Annotated in this window: 18 protein-coding genes, 1 other RNA gene and 2 pseudogenes; 9 read left to right on the top strand and 12 right to left on the bottom strand. The window is 74.0% G+C overall.

Translation table 11 applies throughout. From position 1 onward, the window contains the following. Positions 1-108: 108 nt before the first annotated feature. Positions 109-1,185, bottom strand: coding sequence for an ABC transporter permease (locus OHB09_RS09325; RefSeq protein ID WP_391032457.1), 1,077 nt, complete (start codon positions 1,183-1,185; stop codon positions 109-111). 382 nt (positions 1,186-1,567) lie between these two features. Here OHB09_RS09325 and OHB09_RS09320 point away from each other — a divergent pair, with 382 nt between their 5' ends. From OHB09_RS09320 to OHB09_RS09310, 3 genes and pseudogenes are all read left to right on the top strand, one after another. Next, positions 1,568-2,431 carry a Nif3-like dinuclear metal center hexameric protein gene (locus OHB09_RS09320; protein WP_006137694.1) on the top strand — a complete coding sequence of 288 codons (864 nt, stop codon included), beginning with the start codon at positions 1,568-1,570 and terminating at the stop codon, positions 2,429-2,431. Continuing rightward, a complete protein-coding gene (locus tag OHB09_RS09315; RefSeq protein WP_078630752.1) occupies positions 2,428-3,171 on the top strand; it encodes a zinc ribbon domain-containing protein in 744 nt (247 codons plus the stop codon). The genes OHB09_RS09320 and OHB09_RS09315 overlap by 4 nt, the downstream gene beginning before the upstream one ends. Before the next feature lie 116 nt (positions 3,172-3,287). Further along, positions 3,288-3,962: pseudogene (locus OHB09_RS09310) on the top strand (histidine phosphatase family protein); the annotation flags it as partial. Between the two features lie 25 nt (positions 3,963-3,987). Here OHB09_RS09310 and eda read toward each other — a convergent pair. Further along, positions 3,988-4,641, bottom strand: coding sequence for a bifunctional 4-hydroxy-2-oxoglutarate aldolase/2-dehydro-3-deoxy-phosphogluconate aldolase (gene eda, locus OHB09_RS09305; protein ID WP_167793579.1), 654 nt, complete (start codon positions 4,639-4,641; stop codon positions 3,988-3,990). A 124-nt stretch (positions 4,642-4,765) separates the two neighbouring features. Next, positions 4,766-5,578, bottom strand: a complete 813-nt coding sequence (yaaA, locus tag OHB09_RS09300; protein ID WP_006137701.1) for a peroxide stress protein YaaA — start codon at positions 5,576-5,578, stop codon at positions 4,766-4,768. Positions 5,579-5,817: 239 nt separating this feature from the next. Between yaaA and OHB09_RS09295 the strand changes: the two genes are divergently transcribed. From OHB09_RS09295 to rnpB, 3 genes and pseudogenes are all read left to right on the top strand, one after another. Next, a complete protein-coding gene (locus OHB09_RS09295; RefSeq protein ID WP_191852954.1) occupies positions 5,818-6,693 on the top strand; it encodes a helix-turn-helix domain-containing protein in 876 nt (291 codons plus the stop codon). Positions 6,694-6,712: 19 nt separating this feature from the next. Continuing rightward, positions 6,713-7,565 (top strand): annotated as a pseudogene (locus OHB09_RS09290) (DMT family transporter); the annotation flags it as partial. 181 nt (positions 7,566-7,746) lie between these two features. Continuing rightward, positions 7,747-8,150, top strand: an RNA gene (rnpB, locus tag OHB09_RS09285) — RNase P RNA component class A. 160 nt (positions 8,151-8,310) lie between these two features. Here rnpB and OHB09_RS09280 read toward each other — a convergent pair. Continuing rightward, complete coding sequence (locus OHB09_RS09280; RefSeq protein WP_234527715.1) at positions 8,311-9,531, bottom strand: DMT family transporter; 1,221 nt, start codon at positions 9,529-9,531, stop codon at positions 8,311-8,313. Positions 9,532-9,975: 444 nt separating this feature from the next. Next, entirely contained in the window at positions 9,976-10,278 is a 303-nt protein-coding gene (locus OHB09_RS09275) for an ATP-binding protein (protein ID WP_318295095.1), read from the bottom strand. 113 nt (positions 10,279-10,391) lie between these two features. On the opposite strand from OHB09_RS09275, the gene OHB09_RS09270 reads away from it, so the two are divergent. Beyond that, positions 10,392-11,465, top strand: coding sequence for a hypothetical protein (locus OHB09_RS09270; protein WP_328921826.1), 1,074 nt, complete (start codon positions 10,392-10,394; stop codon positions 11,463-11,465). A 98-nt stretch (positions 11,466-11,563) separates the two neighbouring features. Here OHB09_RS09270 and OHB09_RS09265 read toward each other — a convergent pair whose 3' ends face one another. The 3 genes from OHB09_RS09265 to OHB09_RS09255 all read right to left on the bottom strand — a co-directional run bounded on the left by OHB09_RS09265 (position 11,564) and on the right by OHB09_RS09255 (position 15,432). Beyond that, a complete protein-coding gene (locus tag OHB09_RS09265; RefSeq protein WP_328921825.1) occupies positions 11,564-12,973 on the bottom strand; it encodes a lyase family protein in 1,410 nt (469 codons plus the stop codon). After that, positions 12,970-14,475, bottom strand: a complete 1,506-nt coding sequence (locus OHB09_RS09260; RefSeq protein ID WP_319117784.1) for an NAD-dependent succinate-semialdehyde dehydrogenase — start codon at positions 14,473-14,475, stop codon at positions 12,970-12,972. The genes OHB09_RS09265 and OHB09_RS09260 overlap by 4 nt, the downstream gene beginning before the upstream one ends. 258 nt (positions 14,476-14,733) lie before the next feature. Then, on the bottom strand, positions 14,734-15,432 hold the full coding sequence (locus OHB09_RS09255) for a type 1 glutamine amidotransferase domain-containing protein (protein ID WP_167792957.1): 699 nt from the start codon (positions 15,430-15,432) through the stop codon (positions 14,734-14,736). Between the two features lie 207 nt (positions 15,433-15,639). Here OHB09_RS09255 and OHB09_RS09250 point away from each other — a divergent pair, with 207 nt between their 5' ends. After that, the gene (locus OHB09_RS09250; RefSeq protein WP_006137725.1) at positions 15,640-16,509 is read left to right on the top strand and encodes a helix-turn-helix transcriptional regulator; all 870 of its coding nucleotides are present in this window, start codon (positions 15,640-15,642) and stop codon (positions 16,507-16,509) included. Between the two features lie 66 nt (positions 16,510-16,575). Here the strand turns inward: OHB09_RS09250 and OHB09_RS09245 are convergent, their stop codons facing one another. Beyond that, complete coding sequence (locus OHB09_RS09245) at positions 16,576-17,769, bottom strand: serpin family protein (RefSeq protein WP_093589732.1); 1,194 nt, start codon at positions 17,767-17,769, stop codon at positions 16,576-16,578. 464 nt (positions 17,770-18,233) lie between these two features. Further along, positions 18,234-19,091, bottom strand: coding sequence for a helix-turn-helix domain-containing protein (locus OHB09_RS09240; RefSeq protein WP_191852949.1), 858 nt, complete (start codon positions 19,089-19,091; stop codon positions 18,234-18,236). A 165-nt stretch (positions 19,092-19,256) separates the two neighbouring features. On the opposite strand from OHB09_RS09240, the gene OHB09_RS09235 reads away from it, so the two are divergent. Then, positions 19,257-20,276, top strand: coding sequence for an aldo/keto reductase (locus tag OHB09_RS09235; protein WP_328921824.1), 1,020 nt, complete (start codon positions 19,257-19,259; stop codon positions 20,274-20,276). A gap of 227 nt (positions 20,277-20,503) precedes the next feature. On the opposite strand, the gene OHB09_RS09230 is transcribed toward OHB09_RS09235, so the two are convergent. Beyond that, positions 20,504-21,691 (bottom strand): phospholipase D-like domain-containing protein, encoded by a 1,188-nt coding sequence (locus tag OHB09_RS09230; protein ID WP_191852947.1) that lies wholly within the window; start codon positions 21,689-21,691, stop codon positions 20,504-20,506. A 175-nt stretch (positions 21,692-21,866) separates the two neighbouring features. Next, a complete protein-coding gene (locus OHB09_RS09225; protein ID WP_328921823.1) occupies positions 21,867-22,751 on the bottom strand; it encodes a universal stress protein in 885 nt (294 codons plus the stop codon). Positions 22,752-22,797: the final 46 nt, after the last annotated feature.

Genomic DNA, 22,797 nt, shown 5'->3' with positions numbered 1-22,797 from the left:
TTCACACATACGGGTACTGAAGAACGGTTTCTCCAGAGAACGTCATGATCTTGTGCTGTGCGTCGTGCGTGGGGTGGGGGCGGCCGTGGGGCGGGCCGTGGGGGACGGCTATCGAGGTGGGGGAGGGGGCGTCGTCCGCCTCCCGCGCACCCAGGAGGCCAGGCAGCTCACCAGCACGCCGCCCGCGGCCCACGCGCACATCACCCACCAGGCGGTGGCGGTGTGATGGCCGTCGAAGTACGCGTAGTTGCGCACCAGGGTCACGCCCGCCCCGTTGGGCAGCGCCTGGCCGACGGCCGCCCAGAACGGCGGCAGCAGGGACGCCGGGTACACACCGCCCGCGCTCGGGTTCCCGATGATGACGAAGACCAGCACGGAGGCGGCGACGCCGGCCGGACCGAACAGCACCTGGAAGGCCATCCCCACGGCGGCCGCGGTGAAGGTGGCGAGAGTGGTGATCCCCCACAGGGCCGCGAAGTGCCCGGGCAGGGCGTCGAACACCGTGTCGACGACGAGTGTGCCGCCCAGCCCGGCGACCACGGAGAGCGCGGCGAGCGCGACGAGGCGGACGAGGGTCCGGCGCAGGTTGGCCGGCCGCGCCCCGTACGAGGCGGCGAGCGCGGCGGAGGCGAGATAACCGCCGATGATCACGCCGAGGACCAGGTAGAAGGTGCTCAGGCCCCGGCCGTCCGCCGGGTTCGGCGGCCGCAGGTCCCGCAACTCGACGGCCTCCCGCCCGTCCACCTTCTCGAAGATCGCCTGAAGTGCCTGCACGGCCGAGGGGCCCCCGGCCGAGGCGACCAGCAGTTCGGTCCGGCCCGAAGGAGCGCCCAGCAGCAGTGCGCCGTCCGCACGGCGGTCCAGGACCATGGCCCTCGCCTCGGCCTCGCTCGCGGCCGGGCGGGCCGACAGGGGTCTGTCCGGCAGGCCGTTGAGCTCGGCGAGCACCTTCGCCCTGGCCGGCTCGGGCGCCACCACGGCGAGGGGGATGTCCCTGGGGGTCGGCGAGTGGAAGGCCCCGACGAAGGACACCACGAACGCCAGCGCGAGGACCAGCACCCCCAGGAGCAGGGTCATGGCCCGGGGAGTGACCGCGTCCCGCAGCTCCCTCAGGAAGGACGGCCCGCCCGGCGCGAACCCCCGCGGCGCCTCAGGACTCGGCCGACCGCTGGTCCCGTTCTCCATGGCAACCTCGCCTCGTGCTTCCCGGCGGCGTACCGCGCCGGCCGGGGCCACGCCACGTCCCGGGCCATGCGCCGTCCCGGTCCGCGTACCGCGCCCGGCCCGCGCCGGCGAGGTCCAGCATGGCCGACGCACGACAGGTCCGCAGCGTGAGCACCCCCGTCCGGGAAGGCCCTCGGGCGCGACGTCCGGGCCTCCCGCGGCCGCCGCTCCTCTCTCAGGGGCGCGGGGAACGGCGCGCGCCCGGCCACCCACACCACCGCACCCGCCGACGCACGAGCCCCCCCACCCCCGCACCTCCCCGCCCCGCACCCTGGGGCCCTCCCCGCCCCGGGCGAGCCCACTCCCCACAGCCTCGGCCCCGGCGCCCAGGTAGCCTGTGCCCGTGCCCCGTCTCTCACAAGTCATCGCCGCGCTGGACGCGCTCTGGCCCGCCGCCCGCGCGGAGTCCTGGGACGCGGTCGGCACGGTCGTGGGCGACCCGGACCGCGAGGTCACCCGCGTCCTGTTCGCCGTGGACCCGGTCCAGGAGATCGCCGACGAGGCCGTCCGCCTCGGCGCCGACCTTCTCGTCACCCACCACCCCCTCTACCTGCGCGGCACGACGACCGTCGCGGCGTCCACCTTCAAGGGCCGCGTCGTGCACACCCTGATCAAGAACGACGTCGCCCTGCACGTCGCCCACACCAACGCCGACACCGCCGACCCCGGTGTGAGCGACGCCCTCGCCGGCGCGCTCGATCTGCGCGTCGTGCGCCCCCTCGTGCCGGACCCGTCCGACCCCGCCGGCCGTCGCGGCCTGGGCCGCGTGTGCGCGCTCGACCACCCGCTCACCCTCCGCGAGTTCGCCGCCCACGCCGCCGCCCGGCTGCCCGCGACCGCGCAGGGCATCCGCGTCGCCGGCGACCCGGAGGCGAGCATCCGCACGGTCGCCGTCAGCGGTGGCTCCGGCGACAGCCTGTTCGACGACGTCCGGGCGGCCGGCGTCGACGCGTTCCTCACCGCGGACCTGCGCCACCACCCGGTGAGCGAGGCCCGCGCCCACAGTCCCCTCGCGCTGCTCGACGCGGCGCACTGGGCCACCGAGTGGCCCTGGTGCGAGCTGGCCGCCGGTCAGCTCGACGAGGTCTCCGACCGCAACGGCTGGGACCTCCGCGTCCATGTCTCCCAGACGGTCACCGACCCCTGGACCGCCCACGCGGCATCCACCTCGCACACCCCTACCACCACCGCAGGAGCCCCCAACTGAACGCCGCGCCCGCCGACCAGATCCGCCTCCTCGACGTCCAGGGCCTGGACGTCCGTCTCCAGCAACTGGCGCACAAGCGGAAGTCGCTGCCCGAGCACGCCGAGATCGAGGCGCTGACGAAGGACCTCGCCCAGCTCCGCGACCTGCTCGTCGCCGCGCAGACCGAGGAGAGCGACTGCGCCCGCGAGCAGACCAAGGCCGAGCAGGACGTGGACCAGGTGCGCACCCGCGCCGCCCGCGACCAGCAGCGCCTGGACTCCGGCGCCGTCACCTCGCCCAAGGACCTGGAGAACCTCCAGCGCGAGATCACCTCCCTCGCCAAGCGCCAGGGCGACCTGGAGGACGTCGTCCTGGAGGTCATGGAGCGCCGGGAGTCCGCACAGGAGCGGGTCGGCGAGCTGACCGGGCGGGTCTCCTCCGTCCAGTCGAAGATCGACGACGCGACCGCGCGCCGTGACGCCGCGTTCGGGGAGATCGACGCCGAGGTGGACTCGGTGACCAAGGAGCGCGGGGTCGTCGCCGGCGCCGTTCCGGCCGATCTGCTCAAGCTGTACGAGAAGCTGCGTGAGCAGCAGGGCGGCATCGGCGCGGCCAAGCTGTACCAGCGCTCCTGCCAGGGCTGCCGTCAGGAGCTGGCGATCACCGAGCTGAACGAGATCCGCTCGGCGGCGCCCGACACGGTCGTCCGCTGCGAGAACTGCCGCCGCATCCTGGTGCGCACGGCGGAGTCGGGTCTGTAGGCCGGTCCGTAGTCCAGTCTGCAGTCGGCCTGCAGTCGGCCTGTAATCGGCCGGTGGTCGGCCCGTAGGAGCGTCGGACGGCCGGGGGGAGAGCGACGGCGGTGGGGGAGAGCAAGGCGACCGACGCGGCCCCGCCGCCCCCCGACCTCGGCGCCCCCTGTGCCCTCCTCCTGCTCCGGCACGGGGAGACGCCGCTCACCCCGCTCAAGCGGTTCTCCGGCAGCGGCGGCGAGGACCCCGCGCTCTCCGCGGTCGGCCGCGCGCAGGCCGGGCGGGCGGCGGCCGCGCTGGCCGCCCGCCCCGGCACGGTGGACGCCGTGGTCTCCTCCCCGCTGGCCCGCTGCCGCGAGACCGCCGCCGCGGCGGCCGCGCGGCTCGGCCTGGACGTCACCGTCGAACCCGGCCTGCGCGAGACCGACTTCGGTGCCTGGGAGGGGCTCACGTTCGGCGAGGTGCGCGCACGGCACCCCGAGGACATGGCGGCCTGGCTCGCCGACCCCGCGGCCCGTCCCTCGGGCGGCGGCGAGAGCTTCGCGGAGGTCGCCCGCCGGGTGGACGCGGCCCGGCGCCGGCTCGTCGCCGCGTACGCGGGCCGCACGGTGCTGCTGGTCTCCCACGTCACGCCGATCAAGACCCTCGTACGGCTCGCCCTGGGCGCCCCGCCCGAGGCGCTGTTCCGCATGGAAGTGTCGGCGGCCTCACTCTCGGAGGTGGCGTACTACGCCGACGGCAACGCCTCCGTCCGCCTCCTCAACGACACGTCGCACCTGGGCGTGCCGGACACGCGCTGAGAAGCGCGGCCCGGGCGGGACGCCCTCACCGCCGCAGCGCCGCCGCCTCCCGCGCCAGCCGCTCGACGCGGGCCCAGTCACCGGCCGCCACCGCATCCGCCGGAACCATCCAACTGCCGCCCACGCAGCCGACGTTGGGGAGGGCGAGGTATGCGGGCGCGGTGCCGGGGCCGATGCCGCCGGTGGGGCAGAACCGGACGCCGGGGAGCGGTCCGGCGAGAGACTTCAGATAGGCGGTGCCGCCCGCGGCCTCGGCGGGGAAGAACTTCATCTCCGTCACCCCCCGCTCCAGCAGCGCCACGACCTCCGAGGCGGTCGACACCCCCGGCAGGAAGGGCACCCCCGAGGCCGTCATGGCCGCCAGCAGAGTCTCCGTCCAGCCCGGGCTGACCAGGAACCGCGCCCCCGCCTCCACACACCGCGTCACCTGCGCGGGAGTCAGGACGGTCCCGGCGCCGACCACCGCGTCCGGCACCGCCTCGGCCACCGCGCGGATCGCGTCGAGCGCGGCCGGTGTCCGCAGGGTCACCTCGATCGCGGGCAGCCCCCCGGCGACCAGCGCCCGCGCGAGCGGTACGGCATCGGCGGCGTCGTCCACGACGACCACGGGCAGCACGGGCGCGAGGTCGAGAACGGAGGCGGGCAGGGCGGCGGCGGGCGGCGGCACGGCGGAGGACATGCGCTCATCCTGCCCAGCACGAGCATCCTGCGCAAAGGCCATTGCGCAGAGCGCAATGGGTGCCGTTTGAGGCGGACCCGGCCCCGAGGCGGACCCGCCCCAGGGTGCGGCCGGTCGTGGCCGATCAGTGCACCTGGTCCACCAGCACGTCCAGGGACCAGCCCCGTCCCTTCCTTTCCGGCGCCGTCGCCTCCACCTCGTACCCGAGGTCCCGCAGGGCCGTCACCAGCTCGGCGGGGTCCTTCGGCGCGGCGCCGTCGGTCAGCAGACTCCGCACGATGCGGCCCTTGGTCGCCTTGTTGAAATGGCTGACCACCTTCCGCGTGGGCGCGTGCAACACCCGCACGGACGCCGTCCGCTCCGCGACCGCGCCCTTCGGCTTCCACGCCGCCGCGTACGCCGAGGACCGCAGATCGAGCACGAGACCCTCCCCGGCCACCTCGGGCAGCACCGAGGCCATCGGATCGCGCCAGTACGCGCCCAGCGCCCCGATCCCCGGCAGCCGTACCCCCATCGAGCAGCGGTAGGAGGGAATCCGGTCGGTCACCCGCACCGCGCCCCACAGCCCGGAGAAGATCAGCAGCGACCGGCCCGCGCGCCGCTTGGCGGCCGTGTCGAGGGAGTCGAGGCCGAGGGCGTCGTACAGGACACCGGTGTAGATCTCCCCGGCGGGGCGCGTCCCCGCCGTACGCAGCCCGGCGTTCTTGACGACCTCGCCCCGCAGCCCCTCGCTCAGCCCGAGCACCTCGCGCGCCTTCTCCGTGTCCCCGGCGGATCCGGCGGCGTCCCCGCCGTCCCCGGCGCACAGCTCCACCAACGCGTCGAGCACGGCCGCCCGCGCCTCGGCGAGCCCCGGCAGCGACAGGGACTCGGGCTTCAGCGGGGCGCCGCGCCCCGCATCGGCCTTGCCCTCGGAGGGCGGCAACAGGACGAGCACGGATCGTTCTCCTTCACACACACGGGCACACACCTGAGCCCCCGCACGGGCGCGCCCGAGCGCACACACGGCACCGCGGCTCCGTGCCAGCGTACGGGGACCCTGCCGCCGTGCCACGATCGAGGGGAACCGTTCCCGCTCCCTTCCCGCCCGTCTTCCGGGCGACGGGGATGCACACCCGCCCGTCCCGCGTTGCATCCTGGTGGCGGAAGCGGGGGAGAACGGGGGAGGGCCGGGCGATGGGCGCAAGGGAAGCGAGCGGGAGCACCGCGCGGGAACCGAGGGGCGCGCGGGAGCAGGCGCGGTGGACGCGGGCGCGGCTCGGGCCGGGCGGGCCCGCGCTCGACCTGCTGACCGCACGGTTCGAGCGGCACGAGTACGCCCCGCACACGCACGAGGAGTTCACCATCGGCGTCAGCACCGGCGGCTCGGAGAGCATCGGCTACCGGGGCGGCCGGCTCCGCACCGGCCCCGGCTCCGTCATCGTCCTCGCGCCGGGCGAGATGCACACCGGCGGCCCGTCCGCCCCGACCGGCGGCTACGCCTACCGGGCCCTGTACGCCGCACCGGACCTCCTCGCCGACGGCACCGTCGGCGCCGACCCGCCGCACTTCCGCGAGGGACTCGTCGACGACCCCGAGCTGGCCGAGGCGCTGCGCGCCGCCCACGCCGAGCTGAGCGTCTGCCCCGACCCGCTGGAGGTCGAGTCCCGGCTGCCCTGGCTGCTCACCGCGCTGGCCCGCCGGCACTCCACGGCCCGCCCGGTGGCCGACACCGTCCCCGGCGCCGAACGCCTCGCCCGCGCCGTGCGGGACCGGCTGGCCGACGAGCTCACCGCCCCGCCCACTCTGGCCGGCCTCGCCGCCGAACTCGGCCTCTCCCGCTACCAGCTCCTGCGCGCCTTCCGCACCGCCACCGGCATCCCGCCCTACGCCTGGCTCGCCCAGTACCGGGTGACGCGGGCCCGGGGCCTGCTGGAGGACGGGCTGCGACCCGCCGAGGTGGCCTCCCTCGTGGGTTTCGCCGACCAGGCCCACCTCACCCGCTGGTTCCGCAGGGTGCTGGGGGTGACCCCGGCGGCGTACCGCAACAGCGTTCAAGACGCGGGCCGCTGAGCCGGGCCACAGTGGCCGCATGACTGCACGCGGCTGGTTCCTCTTCTCCCTGATGGGAGTGATCTGGGGCATCCCCTACCTGATGATCAAGGTGGCGGTGGACGCCCTGTCCCCGTCCTTCGTGGTGTGCGCGCGGTGCGCGCTCGGCGCCCTGCTCCTGCTCCCCTTCGCGATACGGCAGGGCGGCCTGCCCCGGGTCGTCCGCACCCACTGGCGTCCGATGCTTGCCTTCGCGTGCATCGAGATCATCGGCCCCTGGTGGACCCTGACCGACGCCGAACGCCACCTCTCCAGCTCCACCGCGGGGTTGCTGATCGCGGGCGTGCCGATCGTCGGCCTCGTCCTGGCCAGGTTCTTCGGCAGCGCCGAGCACCTCGGCCCACGACGGCTGGCGGGACTGCTGCTGGGCCTCGCGGGCGTCACCGTCCTCACGCTCCCGCACCTGACCGGCGGCGACACCCGCTCGCTGGCCGAGGTGGCGGTCACGGTCCTCGGCTACGCGACGGCCCCGCTCATCGTCACCCGCCACCTCAAGGACGTGCCGACACTGCAGCTCACGGCCCCCTGCCTGGCGCTGGCCGCGGTGGTGTACGCCCCGGCGGCGGTGGCCGGCCGGCCCGACGCGATGCCGTCCGCCCAGGTCCTGACCGCCCTCGCCGGGCTCGGCGCGATCTGCACGGCACTGGCCTTCGTCGTCTTCCTGGAACTGATCAAGGAGGCCGGGCCCACCCGCGCCACGGTCTTCACCTACGTCAACCCGGCCGTCGCCGTCGCCGCGGGCGCCCTCTTCCTGGACGAGCGCCTCACCGCCGGCGTCCTCGCCGCCTTCGCCCTGATCCTCACCGGCTCGGTCCTGGCGACGGCGGGCCCCCGCGCCGCCCGGCCGGGGACGTCGGAACCACTGCCGGCGGGGGGCCTCGTACCGGAGGAGGAACGCGGCCGCCGCCCGGTGTCCTGAGGCTTCCCGAAACTGCCCAGAGGCTTCCCGGGAAGGGGCCGTCCGGCACGGACCGGAGGCCCCGGATCGCCCGGTACCATGGTCCACACGGCAGACGAGCCGGGCGGGCGGCCGCGTGAAGACCCTTCGGGGCCTTCCCGAGGAACGTCCGGGCTCCACAGGGCAGGGTGATGGCCAACAGCCACCCGGGGTGACCCGCGGGACAGTGCCACAGAAAACAGACCGCCGGGGATTTCGGTCCCCGGTAAGGGTGAAACGGTGGTGTAAGAGACCACCAGTGCCCAGGGTGACCTGGGCAGCTAGGTAAACCCCACCCGGAGCAAGGTCAAAAGGAGCACTGTGAAAAGTGCTCTGCGCGGACGTTCGAGGGCTGCCCGCCCGAGTCCGCGGGTGGACCGCACGAGGCCGGCGGCAACGCCGGTCCTAGATGGATGGCCGTCGCCGGCGGGCCCGCGAGGACCCGCCGGAACAGAACCCGGCGTACAGCCCGACTCGTCTGCCGCTCCTCGCTCCCGTCCCTTTGACGAGGGCAGAGCCAGGGTCGGGTGCGGGTGACGGAACCGCGCCCCCGTAACGGTCCCGCACCCCCGCATCCCCGTACGCACCCCACGGTGCCCGGCCGGCCCTGAACGGACCTTGTGCGGGCCCTGGCCGTCACCTCACCCGGCCCCCGGCCGGCGCAGGCTCATGGTGGTGAAGGCCCCGGCACCGTGGTAGGTGAGCGTGATCGTCGGGCTGTCGTACTCGTCGAGGCCCGCCCAGTCCACTCTGGGGTCCCAGCCGGCACGGTTCCGGGGTGGCTGGGGTCGTGGTGGCGTCGGCCAGTCGTCCACGAGGGCTCGGGCCGGCAGGCTGTATTCCCACTCACCGGCGGTGGGAGCGCCGTTCGTGGACGGCAGGTGCGGTGGGTAGGGGGCGTACCCCGGGTACGGCGAGCTCTCCTCGCGGTGTCTGCTCCGCCGTGGCGCGCCCTGCTCCTGGTTGCCGCTCGTCACCACGACCGTGACACCGACGATGATCAGCAGCAGCCCCGGCATGGCCGCAGCCTCGATGCTCTGTCCCATCAGCCACCACGCGGCGAGCGCGGCCACCGGTGTCTCCAGCAGGAGCAGAACGCTCATCGTCGTCGCCGATGTCCTGCCGAGGGCGAAGTTCATCGAGCCGAGTCCCAGGAGCTGGGGCAGGAGGAGCAGGCCGAGCAGCGACAGCTGGGTGGATCTGTCGAGACCTGTGAGCGGTGTGCCGGACAGCAGGCAGATGGCGAGGAGTTCCAGCCCGCAGACCAGCGAGCTGAACGTCGAGAACAAAGGGGTACTCACATCCGCGCGCGCCTTCTGGCTCAGAGCGGTGTACGCGGCCTGGGCGACGGCCCCGGCGAGGGCGAGCAGGTCGCCCATCAGCGCCGTGCCGCCGGACTTGATGTCGAGACCGGCCGCCGCGACCGCTCCCACCACGGCGAGCGTCAGACCCGCCCAGGTGCGGCGGGAGACCCGGACGCCCTGGCCCGCGGCGATGAGGGCCTGCCAGACCGGCTGGGTGGCCACGAGCGCCGTGGACATGGCGACCGAGGTCATCCGCGTGCTCGTCATGAAGGCCGCGAAATGGAGGGCGAGCGACGTGGCCGCGAGGAAGCCGAAGGCCAGCGGCCGCCACTGCTCCCGGCGCAGAAGACCACGCTCACCGCGCGCGACACGCACCGCCTCGCGGCGGCGCAGTACCAGCAGGAACGGTCCGAGTGTGGTGAAGCCCAGGGCATTGCGCCAGAAGGCCATGGCGAGGGCCGGGGCGGAGGCGGCGGCGGTGAGAGGGGCGGTGGCCGAGATGGAGAGCACGGCGACCGCCATCACCGCGGCGGTCCGCGGATCGATTGCGGATCTCACGTGCGCGTACCGCCGTCCGGGATCGAACGGCGCGCGGAGGGTGACGGGGCTCCCCGGCCGCCGACCCTGCCCGAGGGCAGGGGCGCGAGGAGGGCGGGGTCGGCTGCGTCGCCTGTCGAGATGAAGCCGGCGGTCATATATGCGATAACGACCATTGCGTGCGTCTTTTCTGTGCCCTTGGAACGAGGGGGTGGGGGACAGGGAAGGGACTCTCGAAGGTTCGTGCACTCCCGCGCCGGTCGGGCCGCCGGCGGGCGGCGGAGCGAACCTGTGGCGACGGGACGAGAGGGCGGGCCCTCCGTGTTGCCCCTCCAGATGCGAGAAGCAGGCCCGTGGTTCACTCGGCGGGGAAGATCCTTGCAACCTCAAGTGCAGCCTCTGGAAGGGGACTTGAGGTCATGACGGTGGAGAGGGGGCCCCGGAGGCGCTCTCCGGGCGGCGTGCTCACGCACCGGTGTCGAGCAGTTCCGCCCGGACGGTCTTCCCGTGGGGCGGGTAGGGGACGCAGTCCCAGTGGTCGGCCAGGGCGGTGACCAGGGTCGGGCCGCGGCCGCCGGTGGGGAGCGGGTCCGCGTCCGCCGGGAGGCGGTGTGGGCGGAGGTCGCCGCGGGCGTCGCTGACCTCGACGCGGAGCCGGCGGGCGGAGGCGTCGAGGGCGAGCGTCAGCCGGAAGCAGCGTCCGGGTACGAGGCCGCGTAGGGGCAGGGCCGTGAGGGTGGTACGCCGAGTTCCGGCGCGGACCCTCACGGAACGCGCCGAACTCGTCGTCGCGGAGCTCGCCGCCAACGCCGTCCTGCGCGGAGGAGGGGGTCGGCTCGGGCGACGGGGGACTGTCAGTGGCGGGTGTCAGGATCATCGGCATGGTTCACGTACGGACGACTCCGCCGCGGCCCGTCGAGGTGGCCGCGGTCTTCCCCGAACTGGCTCCGCTGGCGCGCCCCGCCGTCCGGCTGCACCCGCGCCCGGGATCGCCCTCGGTCGGGGACAGCTCGGTCGGGGGCCCGTTGCTGTGGCCGGCCGGGGAGCCCTGGCCGCACTGCGAGGAAGCGCACCTGCACGGCGACAGCGGCTTCCGCCAGTCGCCGGCGGAGGTGCGGCTCGACCGGCACGCCCGGGCCCGGCGGCACGAGGACCCCTACGGCCCCTCGTTCACGCCCGAGGAGGAAGCGGCCCTGGAGCGGAAGGCCGCCGGGCTCGCGGAGCGACTCGACGCCGGCCCGCCCTGGCCCGCGGACTGCCCGGTCCCCCTGCTGCCCGTGGCCCAGCTGTATCTGCGCGACGTGCCCCTGCTGCGGCCACCCGCGGGGGCCGATCTGCTCCAGGTCCTCTGGTGCCCCTACGACCACGAGCCGGACTGGAAGCCCGCCACCGCGGTGTTCTGGCGGTCCGCCGCCTCGGTCGGCGACGTCCTCGCCACGCCACCGGAACCGTCCGAGGCCAACTACCCGGGCTACGTGCCCGAACCGTGCCTGCTGGCACCGGAAGTGGTCACCGAGTACCCCGGCAGCCTCGATCTGAGCCCGGAGTCGAGGGAGGCGGTGGGCGACCGGAGCAGATGGCAGGCCGCCGGTGTCGATCTGGACGACTCGTACGCGGAGTATCCGGCGGAGTTCTACGACGCCGGCCTGGCCGAGGCCCCCGGCTGGAAGGTCGGCGGCCGGCCGCCGTGGGGCCGGACCGACCCGTACCGCCTGTACTGCCAGGTCTGCGAGGCCCGGATGGCCCCGCTGCTGACCATCGCCTCCTTCGAATGGGACGGCGGCACGCGCGGCTGGGCGCCGCGGGAGGACCGGGCCGCCGCCCACGCCGCCGCCCACCGCGCCGGTCTGTCCCCCGCGCAGCCGACGAGGGTGGAAGTGGGCAGCGCCGACAACATGCAGCTCTACGTCTGCCCCGCCTCCCCCGAGCATCCGCACGCCGACCTGATCCAGTGAGCCGGCCTGATCCAGCGAGCGCCCGGCTCCGGCTCCGCGGTGTGCCGGAGTCGCCTCCCGACGGGTGGTCATTCGGTGGTGAGTTGGGCGACGGGTGGTCAGTCGGTGGCGAGGCGGGCGAGGGGGGTCGGCGGTTCGGGGAGCGGTGCGGTGTGGGTGTGCCAGAGGCGGGCGGTGGTCTCGGCGGTCCGGTGCGCCTGCCCGAGGTAGTCCTCCGGCTGGGTGCGAAGGCCGGGCAGGAGTGTGTCGAGGTGGTGTTCGGTCAGGACGTCGCGCAGTGTCAGCGTGAGGTGTGTGCCGGTGGTACGGGTCCGGGTCGCGGCCTCGTGGACGAGGTCGTGGGCGCGTTCCCGCCCGACGGGCCCGGCCAGCGTGATCATGTGGGACTCCGCCATGACGAGGCCGCCGTCGCTGTCGAGATTGGCGCGCATGCGGCGGGCGTCGACCCGGAGGCCGCGCAGGAGGACGATCGTTTCCGTGAGGGCGGTTCCGGCGGACGCGGCGAGTTCGGGCAGGACGCGCCATTCGGTGTGCCATTCGCCGGCGGCCCGCTCATGGCCCGCTTCCTGGGCGCGGAGCAGCGCGGAGGTGAGGGCGCCGGTGGTGCCGCTCAGCCCGATGATGCTTTCGGAGGTGATCGGGTTGACCTTCTGCGGCATGGTCGAGGAGGCGCCGCGGTGGTCGCTGTAGGGCTCGAACACCTCGGCGATCTCGGTCCGGGAGAGATCGACGATGTTGCGGGCCAGGCGCGCGCAGGTCGCGGTGAGCAAGGAGCACAGCCAGCCGAACTCGGCGACTCCGTCGCGGGCCACGTGCCAGGGGGTCGCGGTGTCGCGCAGGCCGAGCAGACGGGCCATGCCGCTTCTGACGGCTGCCGCGTGGGGGCCGAACGCGGCCGCGGTGCCACCGGCTCCGGACAGGGAGATCACGCCGATGCGCGGTGCGGCCTCGGCCAGGCGCTGCCGGTGGCGGGCGAACTGGGCAAGGAGGGTGGCCAGGGTGGCCCCGAACGTCGTGGGGACGGCCTGTTGGCCGTGGGTGCGGGCCGCCATCACGGTGGAGGCGTGCTCGGTGACACGATCGGCGAGGACATCACCGAGTTCGGCGATCCGGCGTTCGAGCGCGGCCAGGGAGCGGACCATCTGCAGGGCGAGACCGGTGTCCATGATGTCCTGCGTGGTGGCGCCGTAGTGCACCCGGCCGTCGGGTCCCGGCGGGAGCCGGCGGCTGATCTGCCGGACCAGGCCCAGGACGGGGTAGCCGACGGTGCGGGCAGTGCGCCACAGCTCCTCGCGGTCGATGTGGTGCGACTGTGCCGCGTCGCGGATGGCGTCCGCCTCCGCGCGGGTGAGCACTCCGGCTTCGGCCTGGGCCCGGGCGAGGGCGCGTTCGGCGGCGAGCCAGCCGTCGAGGGCCGCGTCCTCGCCGAAGAGGGCGCACTGTTCGGGGTCCTTCGCGAGTCGGCCGGTCAGGGAGAAGGGTTCCGACGGCGGGACAGGCGCGTTCATGACGGGTCCTGGGGGTCGCGGGTACCGGCGTCTGCGGGAGTGTCGATGGCGACGTACTTCTGCTCCAGGTATTCGTCGATGCCGGAGTTGCCGCCCTCGCGGCCGGCCCCCGAATGCTTGATGCCGCCGAAGGGTGCCCCGGGGTCGGAGACGTAGCCGCGGTTGAGGCCGACCATTCCGCTCTCGATCCCTTCGCTCATCCGCAGCGCTCGGCCGAGGTCGCGGGTGTAGAGGTAGGCGACCAGGCCGAACTCGGTGGCGTTGGCCAGCGCGAGTGCCTCCTCGTCGCCGGTGAAGGTCCGGATGGCGGCGACGGGGCCGAAGATCTCCTCGCGGCTGATACGGGCGCCGTCGGGGATGTCGGTGAGCACCGTGGGCGGATAGAAGTAGCCGGGCAGGTCGGGAGTGCTGCCGCCGGTGTGCAGCCGCGCGCCGCCGGCGACGGTCTCCTCCACCAGCCGGGCGACACGGTCGCGCTGGGTGCGGTCGATCAGCGGGCCGAGGTCGGTACCGGGTTCCGTTCCGTCGCCGAGGGTCAGGCCGCGCATCCGGTCCACGAGACGCTCGGTGAATTCCCGCGCCACATCGGCATGAACGAGGAAGCGGTTGGCCGCGATGCACGCTTCGCCGATGTTGCGCAGCTTCGCGGTCATGGCGCCGTCCACCGCCGCTTCCACATCGGCGTCGGCGCACACGATGAACGGGGCGTTGCCACCCAGCTCCATCGAGGTGCGCAAGACGTTGGCGGACGCCTGGGCCAGCAGCAGCCGGCCGACCGCGGTGGAGCCGGTGAAGGAGATCTTGCGCAGCCGCGAATCCTTCATCAGTGCCTCGGAGACCGCGGCGGCGTCGGTGGTGGGAACGAGGTTCAGGACGCCGGCGGGCAGACCGGCCTCGATCAGGACCGCGGCCAGTGCGATGCTGGTGAGCGGGGTCTGCGGGGCGGGCTTGAGGACCATTGTGCAGCCGGCGGCCACCGCGGGGGCGATCTTGCGGGCCGGCATCGCCAGAGGCGCGTTCCAGGGCGTGATCAGCAGGCACGGTCCGACGGGCTGGCGCATGACCAGGACCCGCGCCGTGGCGTCCTCGTTGACTTTCCAGGTCCCGTCGACACGGACGGCCTCCTCGGCGAACCAGCGCAGATATCCGGCCGCGTAGTCGACTTCCGCACGGGCCTCGGCGAGGGACTTGCCCATCTCCAGGGTGATGAGCCCCGCGAAGTTCTCACGGCGCTCCAGAAGCAGGTCGTGGGTGCGGCGCAGGATGCGGCTGCGCCGTCCCGGCGAGGTCGCGGCCCACCGCGACTGCGCTCCGGCAGCCGCGCCGAGGGCGTCGAGTGCGTCCGTGGTGCCGGCATCGGCGACCCGGGCCACCGGTTCGCCCGTCGCGGGGTTCTCCACGGGGAACGTGGCGCCGCCGGTCGCGGGCAGCCACCTTCCGCCGATCAACAACCCCTGCGGCAGGGCATCGACGTCGAAGGGGCGTGGCGTGTGGTCCGTCATGGTGGTTACTCACCCGTCGTCGAAGGAGGGAGGCATGCCCGGGGAGGTGGGGCATGCCGAAGGAGGGGGCATGCCGGGGGTGGTGGGGCATGCCGGGGGAATCGCGTCGAAGGAGGAGAGCGGGAGGTGCCGCCCGGAGAGCAGGAGGTGCCGCCCGGAGAACGGGAGGTGCCGCCCGTGGGGCAGGAGGTGCCCCCCGGGCCGCCGCTGCCCCGGAGGGGTGTGCGGCGGCGGCCCGGGGCGAGAGGGCGGGGTGGGTCAGCCCGCTGCCAGCGCGGTGTTGATGGCTTCGGCCATCGGGGCACTGGAAGCCGGGTTCTGGCCGGTGAAGAGGTTGGCGTCCTGGACGGTGAAGGCCTGGTAGGGGTCGCCCTGCTCGTGCCGGGCGCCCCTCTCGCGCAGGCGGCTCGCCAGCAGCCACGGAGCGTTGTCGGCGGTGCCGAACATGCGTTCCTCCTCGTCGGTGAACGCGGCCATCCGCCGGCCGGCGAAGATCCACTCGCCCTGCTCGTCGACCGCGGACAGCAGCGCGGCCGGACCGTGGCAGACCGCGCCGACGATCTTCCCGGCGCGGTCGGCCTCGATCAGCAGTCGTCCCAGGTGCGCGTCCTGGAAGAGGTCGACCACGGGGCCGTGCCCGCCCGGCAGCACCACGGCGTCGTAGTCGGAGGCCGAGACCTCCTCCAGCTTCAGCAGCGGCCCGAAGTCGCTGAGCGCCTTCTGCGCGTGGGCCACGTGCCGGGCACAGTCCTCACCGGCGATCGCCGGGTCGGCGCTGTGCTGGTCCAGCGGCTGCAGCACACCCCCGGGGGACGCGAAGTCGACGGTGTGGCCGGCGCGGACGAACGCCTCGTGCGGCGCGGCGAGCTCCTCCGCCCAGTAGCCCGTGGGGTACTTCGAGCCGTCGGTGCGCTCCCACACGTCGGCTGCGGACATGACGATCAGAATGCGACTCATGACTTTTCCTCGGCTTCTCGTCGTCGGCCGGTCACTCGTGGGACCGGGCTCCCGGATCGGCTGATCCGTCGGCCCTTCCACTGTCGGCCGCCCCGGGCGCCCGAAGGCGGCCATCATCGGCCCTGGCCTTCCTGGCTCCGCGCTGCCTAGGACTGACAGTCCTTGTTGAGACGGCCGTGGCCGCGGCGATTCGGCCACACTGGATCCATGGCCTCCTCGAACCGCGAACTCGCCGACTTCCTGCGACGGGCCCGGGCCCAGTGCGACCCGGCGCGCGCCGGACTGCCGCCGGACGCCCGCGTACGCCGCGTACCCGGTCTGCGACGCGAGGAGGTGGCGCGACTGGCCGGAGTCTCCGCCGACTACTACGCGCGCCTCGAACAGGGACGCAACATCACGCCCTCACCCGCGGTGGTCGAAGCGCTGGCCCAGGCACTGGAACTCGACGCCGCCGGCCGTGCCCACCTCAACGACCTCATCGGCGCCACCACCGCGGCTCCCCGACGCCGACGTCCGCCGACCGTCCCACGCCTGCGCCCCGGCCTCCACCAACTGCTGGACTCGATGGAGGGGACCCCCGCCCTGGCCCTGGGACGCCGAGGGGACGTCCTGGGCGTCAACCGGCTGGCCAAGGCGCTGTTCACCGACTTCGACGCCATGCCGCCGGCCCGACGCAACTACACACGGTGGCTCCTCCTCGCTCCGGAGGCCCGCACCCTCTTCGTCGACTGGGAGCTCCAGGCCCGCTCGGCCGTGGAGAACCTCCGCCTCGACGTCGGCCGTACCCCGGACGACCAGGCCACCCAGGACCTCGTCACCGAGCTGAGGGAGAAGAGCACGGAGTTCGACCGCTGGTGGCAGCAGCACCGCGTCCACCAGCGCACTCACGGATCCAAGCGACTGCTCCACCCGCTCGTCGGTGAGCTCACCGTGCAGTACGAGACCTTCACCCTCCCCGGGGACAGCGAAGCGGCCGTCTTCCTCTACAGCACCGAAGCGGGCTCCCCGTCCCGTCACGCACTCGACCTCCTCACCTCCTGGACGCTCACCCCCACCACTCCTCGCAGCGAGTCCTGAACTCCGCGGGCCCGGGTCACCCGGGGGTGTGCACTCCCGGTGGTGTGCTCACGTGGTGGGGTGCGGTCAGTCGTCCCAGGAGGTTTCCTCGAAGGGGTCGGGGGCGGTGACCCAGCCCGCGTTGAGGACGAGCCGGGACGTGCGGTGCAGGGCGAGGAACCCGAAGGGGCGGTCGAAGCAGACGCTGATCTCGCGGGCCCGGTAGGGGTGGCGGGGGATGCCGCCGGCCTCCATGTCGAAGGCGGTGACGGCCGCGGAGCGGAAGCCGCGTGCGCCGAACGTCGCCGTCATCACCTGTGCGGCGGCCTGGACGGCAAGCGGTGCGGCGCTGATACCGGGGAAGTGCCCTTGCGAGGCGTCGGCCGCCGTGCGCAGGCCGAACAGGTCGGGACGGTCGAGCAGGTCGTGGCGGGCTTCGACGGTGAACGGCACGGTGGACACGTGGAGCGCGGGTTCGCCGTCGACACTGGGGACGTGGGTCACGGACAGCCCGGGGCCCGGAGTGCCGAGGGGGAGGCGGTCCCCGGGGACCACTGCCCGGCGGTTGTGGAGCACGCCCACGGCAGAGGGCAGTACCTGCCCCGGGGTTGCCTCGGGTGTGCCGAGGTACAGGTGGACGTCGACGCCGTGGGTGCCGACGACCTGGAGCTCGGTGAGGGGGCCGGCCGTCGTGTCGGCGACGCCGACCCGGTTCAGCAGACTGGTCGTTCGGTGCAGCCCGGCCAGGGTCCTGCCGTACCAGGGCCCTGTCTCGGCCTCCATTCCGCCCGGGGTGAAGGGCCGGATCCAGTCGGTGCGGAGGGTCAGGGCACTGGCGAGCACCAGCAGCGTCTCGCCGTTCACGGCGATCGGCATCCCGTCGATCTGCCCCTGGGTGCGCTCGGCCGCCCAGCTGTCGAGGCGTGACCGGTCGTCGGCGAGGTCGCCGGTGAGCCGCCCGTGCACGCCGGTGGGCAGTCGGTCCCGCCAGGCCGGTTCGACGGGCAGGGTGTCGCGGGTCCACAGTCCCAGGGCCGTGCTCAGGCCGCGCGTCGCCCCGAGTACGGAGAGCAGGTTCTGGGCCGTCGGCGCGGCGTCTTGCGCGGGGATGCCGAGTGCGTCCGAGAGTTCCCGCCGGGCGGGACCGGCGGCACCGTCGGCGAGAAGGCCGAGCAACGGCCACACCCCGGCAGGGGCGAGTACCGTGCCGTCCTCGGGCAGGGCCGCGGCCCACCGCGCGGTCAGCCCGTTGACGGCCCTGACCGTGTCGTGACTGGCCATGCCCACCCTTCCGTCGCTTCCGGTCCTCGCGAAGGGTAGAGCCGGAGGCGCCCGACCGGCGAGAGGATTGGACGCCGTGGTCCTGCCCGTCGGCGGAGCGCGTCCGGGTCCTGACGGGCCGTGTCGCGGGACCGTTCGTCCGGGTGGAACTCCGGTACAGGGCAGTGGCGTTCGTGCGGGCGCCGACGGCGGTGGGCGGTAGGGCACGGGAGGTCCGGGGGTTCGGCCCTGGCCCCGTCGTCGATCGCGGCCGCTCCGCCGCGCCGTTTCCCTGCTACCGGGCGGGGCCGGAATGGTGAGGGGGCCGGGTCGAGGGCGGAGGCCGGCCGCGCTCACGAGGTTCCTCATGGGCCGACGAGGTTCCTCGCGGTCCGCGGCGGGCCGGGTCCGCGTCCCGTCCCGTCCCGCCCCGTCCCGCGCCGGGCCGGGGCCGCGCGCCGTGAGTCGCGCGACCGGCGCCCCGCTCAGGTGTCCTTTCCGGCGCCCGTCAATTCCTGGACGCCGACGACGTCCAGCAGGCGCAGCCGTTCGGCGGTCTCGCTGCCCTCGGCCGCGCTGAAGGCCATGATCCGCAGGTCGGTGCCGAGAGCGGCGAGGATGTCGCAGTCGAGGGTGAGTTCGCCGACGCTCGCATGCCGGACCGTCTTGGTGAGGGTCTCGTGGACGCCGACCACGCCGGAATCCCACAGCTTCGTGAAGTCGTCGCTCCGGGTGCGGAGTTCGGTGATCAGCGCGGCCAGTCCGGCGTCCTTCGGATAGCGGGCCGAGGCCGCGCGCAGGTCGGACACGAAGGCCGCGCGGTGGCCCGTCCTCCGGCTCACCGCCTCGGGGTATCCGGCGGGCGGCGCCACGAAGGACCACCACACCGCGTTCCTCCCGAAGCCGCGCGCCGGGGGCGGGTCGCCGAACAGCGCCGCCCACAGCGGGTTCCACGTGATGAGGTTCCAGGCGGCGTCGTACACGCTCAGCGGCGTCCCGGACAGCCGGTCGAGCAGCCGCTGCACGCCCGCCGGGACATGGTCGGAGATCTGCCCGGCGCTCGGCGGTGCCTGACCGGCGAGCACGAAGAGGTGCTCGCGCTCCGCCGTCGACAGCCGCAGCGCCCGGGTCAGCGCGGACAGGACCTGCGGGGAGGGGTTCGTCGATCTGCCCTGTTCGAGCCGCACGACGTAGTCGACGGACAGGCCGGCGAGCTGGGCCAGCTCCTCGCGCCGCAGGCCCGGCGCACGCCGGGCCCCGTCGTCCGGCAGGCCGACCTCGGCCGGTCTCGTGCGGTCCCGCCAGGCGTGCAGAGCCCGGCCGAGATCCGTGCTTCGGCTCATCTCCCGAGTATCGCCGACCGGCCGCGTCCCGTCCTGGTACTGCGGGTCCACCGGCTGCGGGGGGTACTGGCCTGGTGCCCGCGGCTCCGTGGACGGTGGAGGTACCGGCCCAGGGCCGGTGACGGCGGGGACCCACCCGCCGCCCTGCGCCGAAGGAGCACACTCATGAAGTACCGCACCCTCGGGCGGACCGGGATCGAGGTCAGCCCCTACGGGCTCGGCACGCTGATGTTCGCCAGCCAGATGGGCAACGACCCGGACGAGTCGGTCAGGATCATGCACAAGGCGATCGACGCCGGGATCAACCTCATCGACACCGCCGACCGCTACGCCGACTCGGAGGACATCGTCGGCAGGGCCCTGAAGGGCCGCCGCGACGAGGTGGTCCTCGCCACCAAGGTCGGCCTGCCGATGGGCGAGGGCCCCAACCAGAAGGGCGCCTCCCGCCGCTGGATCACCAAGGCCGTGGAGAACTCCCTGCGCCGGCTCGGCACCGACCACCTCGACGTCTACCAGCTCCAGCGGCCCGACCCGGACACCGACCTGGAGGAGACCCTGTCCGTCCTGACCGACCTCGTCCGGGCCGGAAAGGTGCGCGCCATCGGCTCCTCCACCACCCCCGCCTCGATGATCGTCCAGGCCCAGTGGACCGCCGAACGCGCCGGACTCCAGCGCTTCCGCACCGAGCAGCCCCCGTACTCGATCCTCAACCGTGGCATCGAGCGCGAAGTCCTGCCGCTCGCGCAGGAGTACGGCATGGGCGTCATGGTGTGGGGCCCGTTCGGCCAGGGCCTGCTGACCGGCCGGGTACGCAAGGGCGGCGAGAACGACCTCAAGCGCGCCCAGTTCTCCCGCCATCTGTCCGACGAGCGCCGTATCGACGTCGTCGAGCGGCTCGTCCCGCTCGCGAAGGAGGCCGGCCTGCCCCTGACCCACCTGGCCATGGCCTTCACCATCGCCCACCCCGGTGTCACCGCCGCGCTCCTCGGCCCGCGCACCATGGACCACCTCGACGACCTCCTCGCCGGGGCCGAGGTCGAGCTGTCCGAGGACCTCCTCGACCGCATCGACGAGATCGTCCCGCCCGGCACCGACGTCACCCCGCTCGACCAGGAGTACCGGCCCCCGGCCCTCCTCGAAGCCGCCCTCCGGCGCCGTCCCGCCGGGCACCGGTCGGCGGCCTGAGGGGCGGGGGCGGCGGCAGCGCGACGGAGCGGGCTCTCCCTGGGGCTCGGCTCAGACCGGGCCCAGGGGGGGTGCGGGTCGGCGTGCCCTGGTGTTCACCGCCGCCCGGCCGGGGGCCGGGCGCGCTCCTGGCTCGACCCGCCCGTCCTTCGCCGTCGGCCGTGAGGGCTGGGGCCGGTTCGTACGGTTCGCTTCCAAGCGCTGAGCGAGCGAGAGCCCGGCGGCGCTCACAGGAACCGCCGCACCGGTCGCACCGCCGCCTCCCGCAGGCGCTGCCCGATCGCGCGGCGGTTCCAGCGGGCCGGGGCGATGGGGGCGCTGCGCTTGAGGTCGGCGTCGAAGTCCCGGTCGAGGCCCGCCGTGAACTCCTCGTCCAGGACGGCGAGCATGACCTCCTCGTCGTGGTCCATGGAACGCCGGTTGAAGTTGGTGGAGCCGATCAGGGCGGCCAGGCCGTCCACCGTGATGATCTTCGCGTGCATCATGGTCGGCTGGTACTCGTTGATCTCGACGCCCGCGTCGAGCAGGCGTCCGTAGTGGTGCTGACCGGCCAACTGGCAGGCGCGCTGGTCGGTGTGCGGGCCGGGCAGCAGGATCTCCACCCGCACTCCGCGCCGGGCCGTGGCGCAGAGCAGGTCGATGAAGTACGTGTCCGGGGCGAAGTAGGCGGTGGTCAGGCGGAAGCGGTGCTCGGCGGAGGTGAGCATGACGCGGATGAGGGTCTGCATGTCCTGCCAGCCGAAGCTGGCCGAGCCGCGCACCACCTGCACGACGGACGTGCCGGGCTGGGCGTGCTCGGTGAAACGGTCCCGGTCGTCGTACAGCTCCTCGTGGCACTCGGCCCAGTTCTGGGCGAAGGCGGCCGCGATGCCGTCCAGGGCCGGGCCGCGCACCTGCACATGGGTGTCGCGCCACTCGCCCGGGTCGCGGGCGTCGCCGCACCACTCCTCGGCGATGCCGACGCCCCCGGTGAAGGCCGTGCGCTCGTCGATGATGAGGGCCTTGCGGTGGCAGCGGTGGTTCTGCTTCAGCGGCGACAGCCGCAGCGGCTTGCGGAACCAGGCGACCTGCACACCGGCGGCGTCCATCTCGTCCAGGAGATCCTGTTCGATCTCCTTGGCGCCGAAGCCGTCCAGCAGCAGCCGCACCCGCACCCCGGCGCGGGCCCGCTCCGCGAGGGCGGCGGCGAAGTCGCGGGCTATCTGCCCCCGCCAGTACACGAAGGTCATCATGTCGATCGTGTACTCGGCCCCGCGTATCGCCTCCAGCATGGCGGGGAAGATCTCGTCGCCATTGCGCAGTGCCACCAGCTCGTTCCCTTCGGTGGCGGCGACGCCGATCAGCCGCTCCAGGCGACGGCGCAGCCGCTGGATACCGTCCCGTTCGACGTCGGGACGCTGTTCGGCGAGGGTCATGCGGGGTCCTTAGCTGCGAGAGAGGGTCGTGTCCGTCCGGGGCACCCCTTCCCCGCGTCCTCGGGCGCGGGGGAGTGCATTCCTCACCTGCCCACCGAGGAGGACATCAAGCGGCGGCCGGCCCGGGACGAGGCCCCGTGGCCCGTCGTGGGGAGCAGGCGGAACCGGGGACGGCTCACGCCGGGTGCGGGACGACGGCGACCGGGCAGCGGGCGTGGTGGAGGGCGGCGTGGACCACGTGGCCCAGGCGGGGGCCCAGCGAGTGCGGGTGCGCGCGGCGGCCGACGACCAGGAGCGCCGCGCCCGTGGCGGCCTCCACCACGACCTTGGCCGGACTCGTCGTGCGGATGCTGTCGGCCACCTCCACCTGCGGGTACTTCTCGCGCCAGGGGCGCAGGGCCGCGTTCAGCCGGGTGCGGGCGTCCGTCGTCATCTCCTCGGTGACGCCGTGGTCCGCGCCCCAGGGCGTGTGGGCGTGGAGCGGCACGCTGCGGCCGTGGACGGCCAGGAGGGGGACGCTCCGGGCGGCCGCGCTGTGGAAGGCGAAGTCGAGCACCTCGTCCCGGGGCGTGCGCGGGTCCAGGGCCACGACCACGGGGCCTCCGGGGGAGGCCGGGGCGGGTTCGCCGCCGCCCGGCGCCGCGCGGACCAGGACGACCGGCCGGACGGCGCGCGCCACCACCGGCAGGCTGACCTCACCCAGGAAGTAGCTCTCGACGGCCTCGAGCCCCCGGGAGCCGAGCACCAGCATCTCGGCCTCCGCGGCGGCGTCGAGCAGGGCGTCCCGGGCGTCCCGCGCCACCAGGGCCACCTCGACGCTCAGACCGGGACGGCGGGCCCGCAGTTCCGCCTCCGCGGTGTGCACCAGGCGCTGCGACCAGTAGTTCCGGTCGGCCGCGTGGGGGGAGGCGGCGGCCGGGTCCGGCTCCGGTGCCAGCAGGGGCCACGCGTGCAGCAGCCGCAGGGCGAGTCCCCGCCGGCCGGCCTCGTCGGCGGCCCAGCGGGCGGCGGCGAGACTCTCGGGTGAGCCGTCCAGGCCCACGGTGACGACAGGTTGCATGGCGGCGGCCTCCATCCTGTACGAAGCTGGAGAGGACGGTGATGGA

Origin of the sequence: Streptomyces griseoaurantiacus, from assembly GCF_036189845.1 — a bacterium.
Classification (GTDB): domain Bacteria; phylum Actinomycetota; class Actinomycetes; order Streptomycetales; family Streptomycetaceae; genus Streptomyces; species Streptomyces griseoaurantiacus.
Note: the sequence above shows the minus strand (reverse complement) of the source record. Positions and strands in the feature narration are given on the sequence as shown.

Bases quoted from the DNA above. Each gene is read 5' to 3' on its own strand.
- OHB09_RS09325 (WP_391032457.1), bottom strand. From the start codon at position 1,185: ATGGAGAACGGGACCAGCGGTCGGCCGAGTCCTGAGGCGCCGCGGGGG.
- eda (WP_167793579.1), bottom strand. From the start codon at position 4,641: ATGTCCTCCGCCGTGCCGCCGCCCGCCGCCGCCCTGCCCGCCTCCGTT.
- OHB09_RS09295 (WP_191852954.1), top strand. From the start codon at position 5,818: ATGGGCGCAAGGGAAGCGAGCGGGAGCACCGCGCGGGAACCGAGGGGC.
- OHB09_RS09270 (WP_328921826.1), top strand. From the start codon at position 10,392: ATGGTTCACGTACGGACGACTCCGCCGCGGCCCGTCGAGGTGGCCGCG.
- OHB09_RS09265 (WP_328921825.1), bottom strand. From the start codon at position 12,973: ATGAACGCGCCTGTCCCGCCGTCGGAACCCTTCTCCCTGACCGGCCGA.
- OHB09_RS09260 (WP_319117784.1), bottom strand. From the start codon at position 14,475: ATGACGGACCACACGCCACGCCCCTTCGACGTCGATGCCCTGCCGCAG.
- OHB09_RS09255 (WP_167792957.1), bottom strand. From the start codon at position 15,432: ATGAGTCGCATTCTGATCGTCATGTCCGCAGCCGACGTGTGGGAGCGC.
- OHB09_RS09250 (WP_006137725.1), top strand. From the start codon at position 15,640: ATGGCCTCCTCGAACCGCGAACTCGCCGACTTCCTGCGACGGGCCCGG.
- OHB09_RS09245 (WP_093589732.1), bottom strand. From the start codon at position 17,769: ATGGCCAGTCACGACACGGTCAGGGCCGTCAACGGGCTGACCGCGCGG.
- OHB09_RS09240 (WP_191852949.1), bottom strand. From the start codon at position 19,091: ATGAGCCGAAGCACGGATCTCGGCCGGGCTCTGCACGCCTGGCGGGAC.
- OHB09_RS09235 (WP_328921824.1), top strand. From the start codon at position 19,257: ATGAAGTACCGCACCCTCGGGCGGACCGGGATCGAGGTCAGCCCCTAC.
- OHB09_RS09230 (WP_191852947.1), bottom strand. From the start codon at position 21,691: ATGACCCTCGCCGAACAGCGTCCCGACGTCGAACGGGACGGTATCCAG.
- OHB09_RS09225 (WP_328921823.1), bottom strand. From the start codon at position 22,751: ATGCAACCTGTCGTCACCGTGGGCCTGGACGGCTCACCCGAGAGTCTC.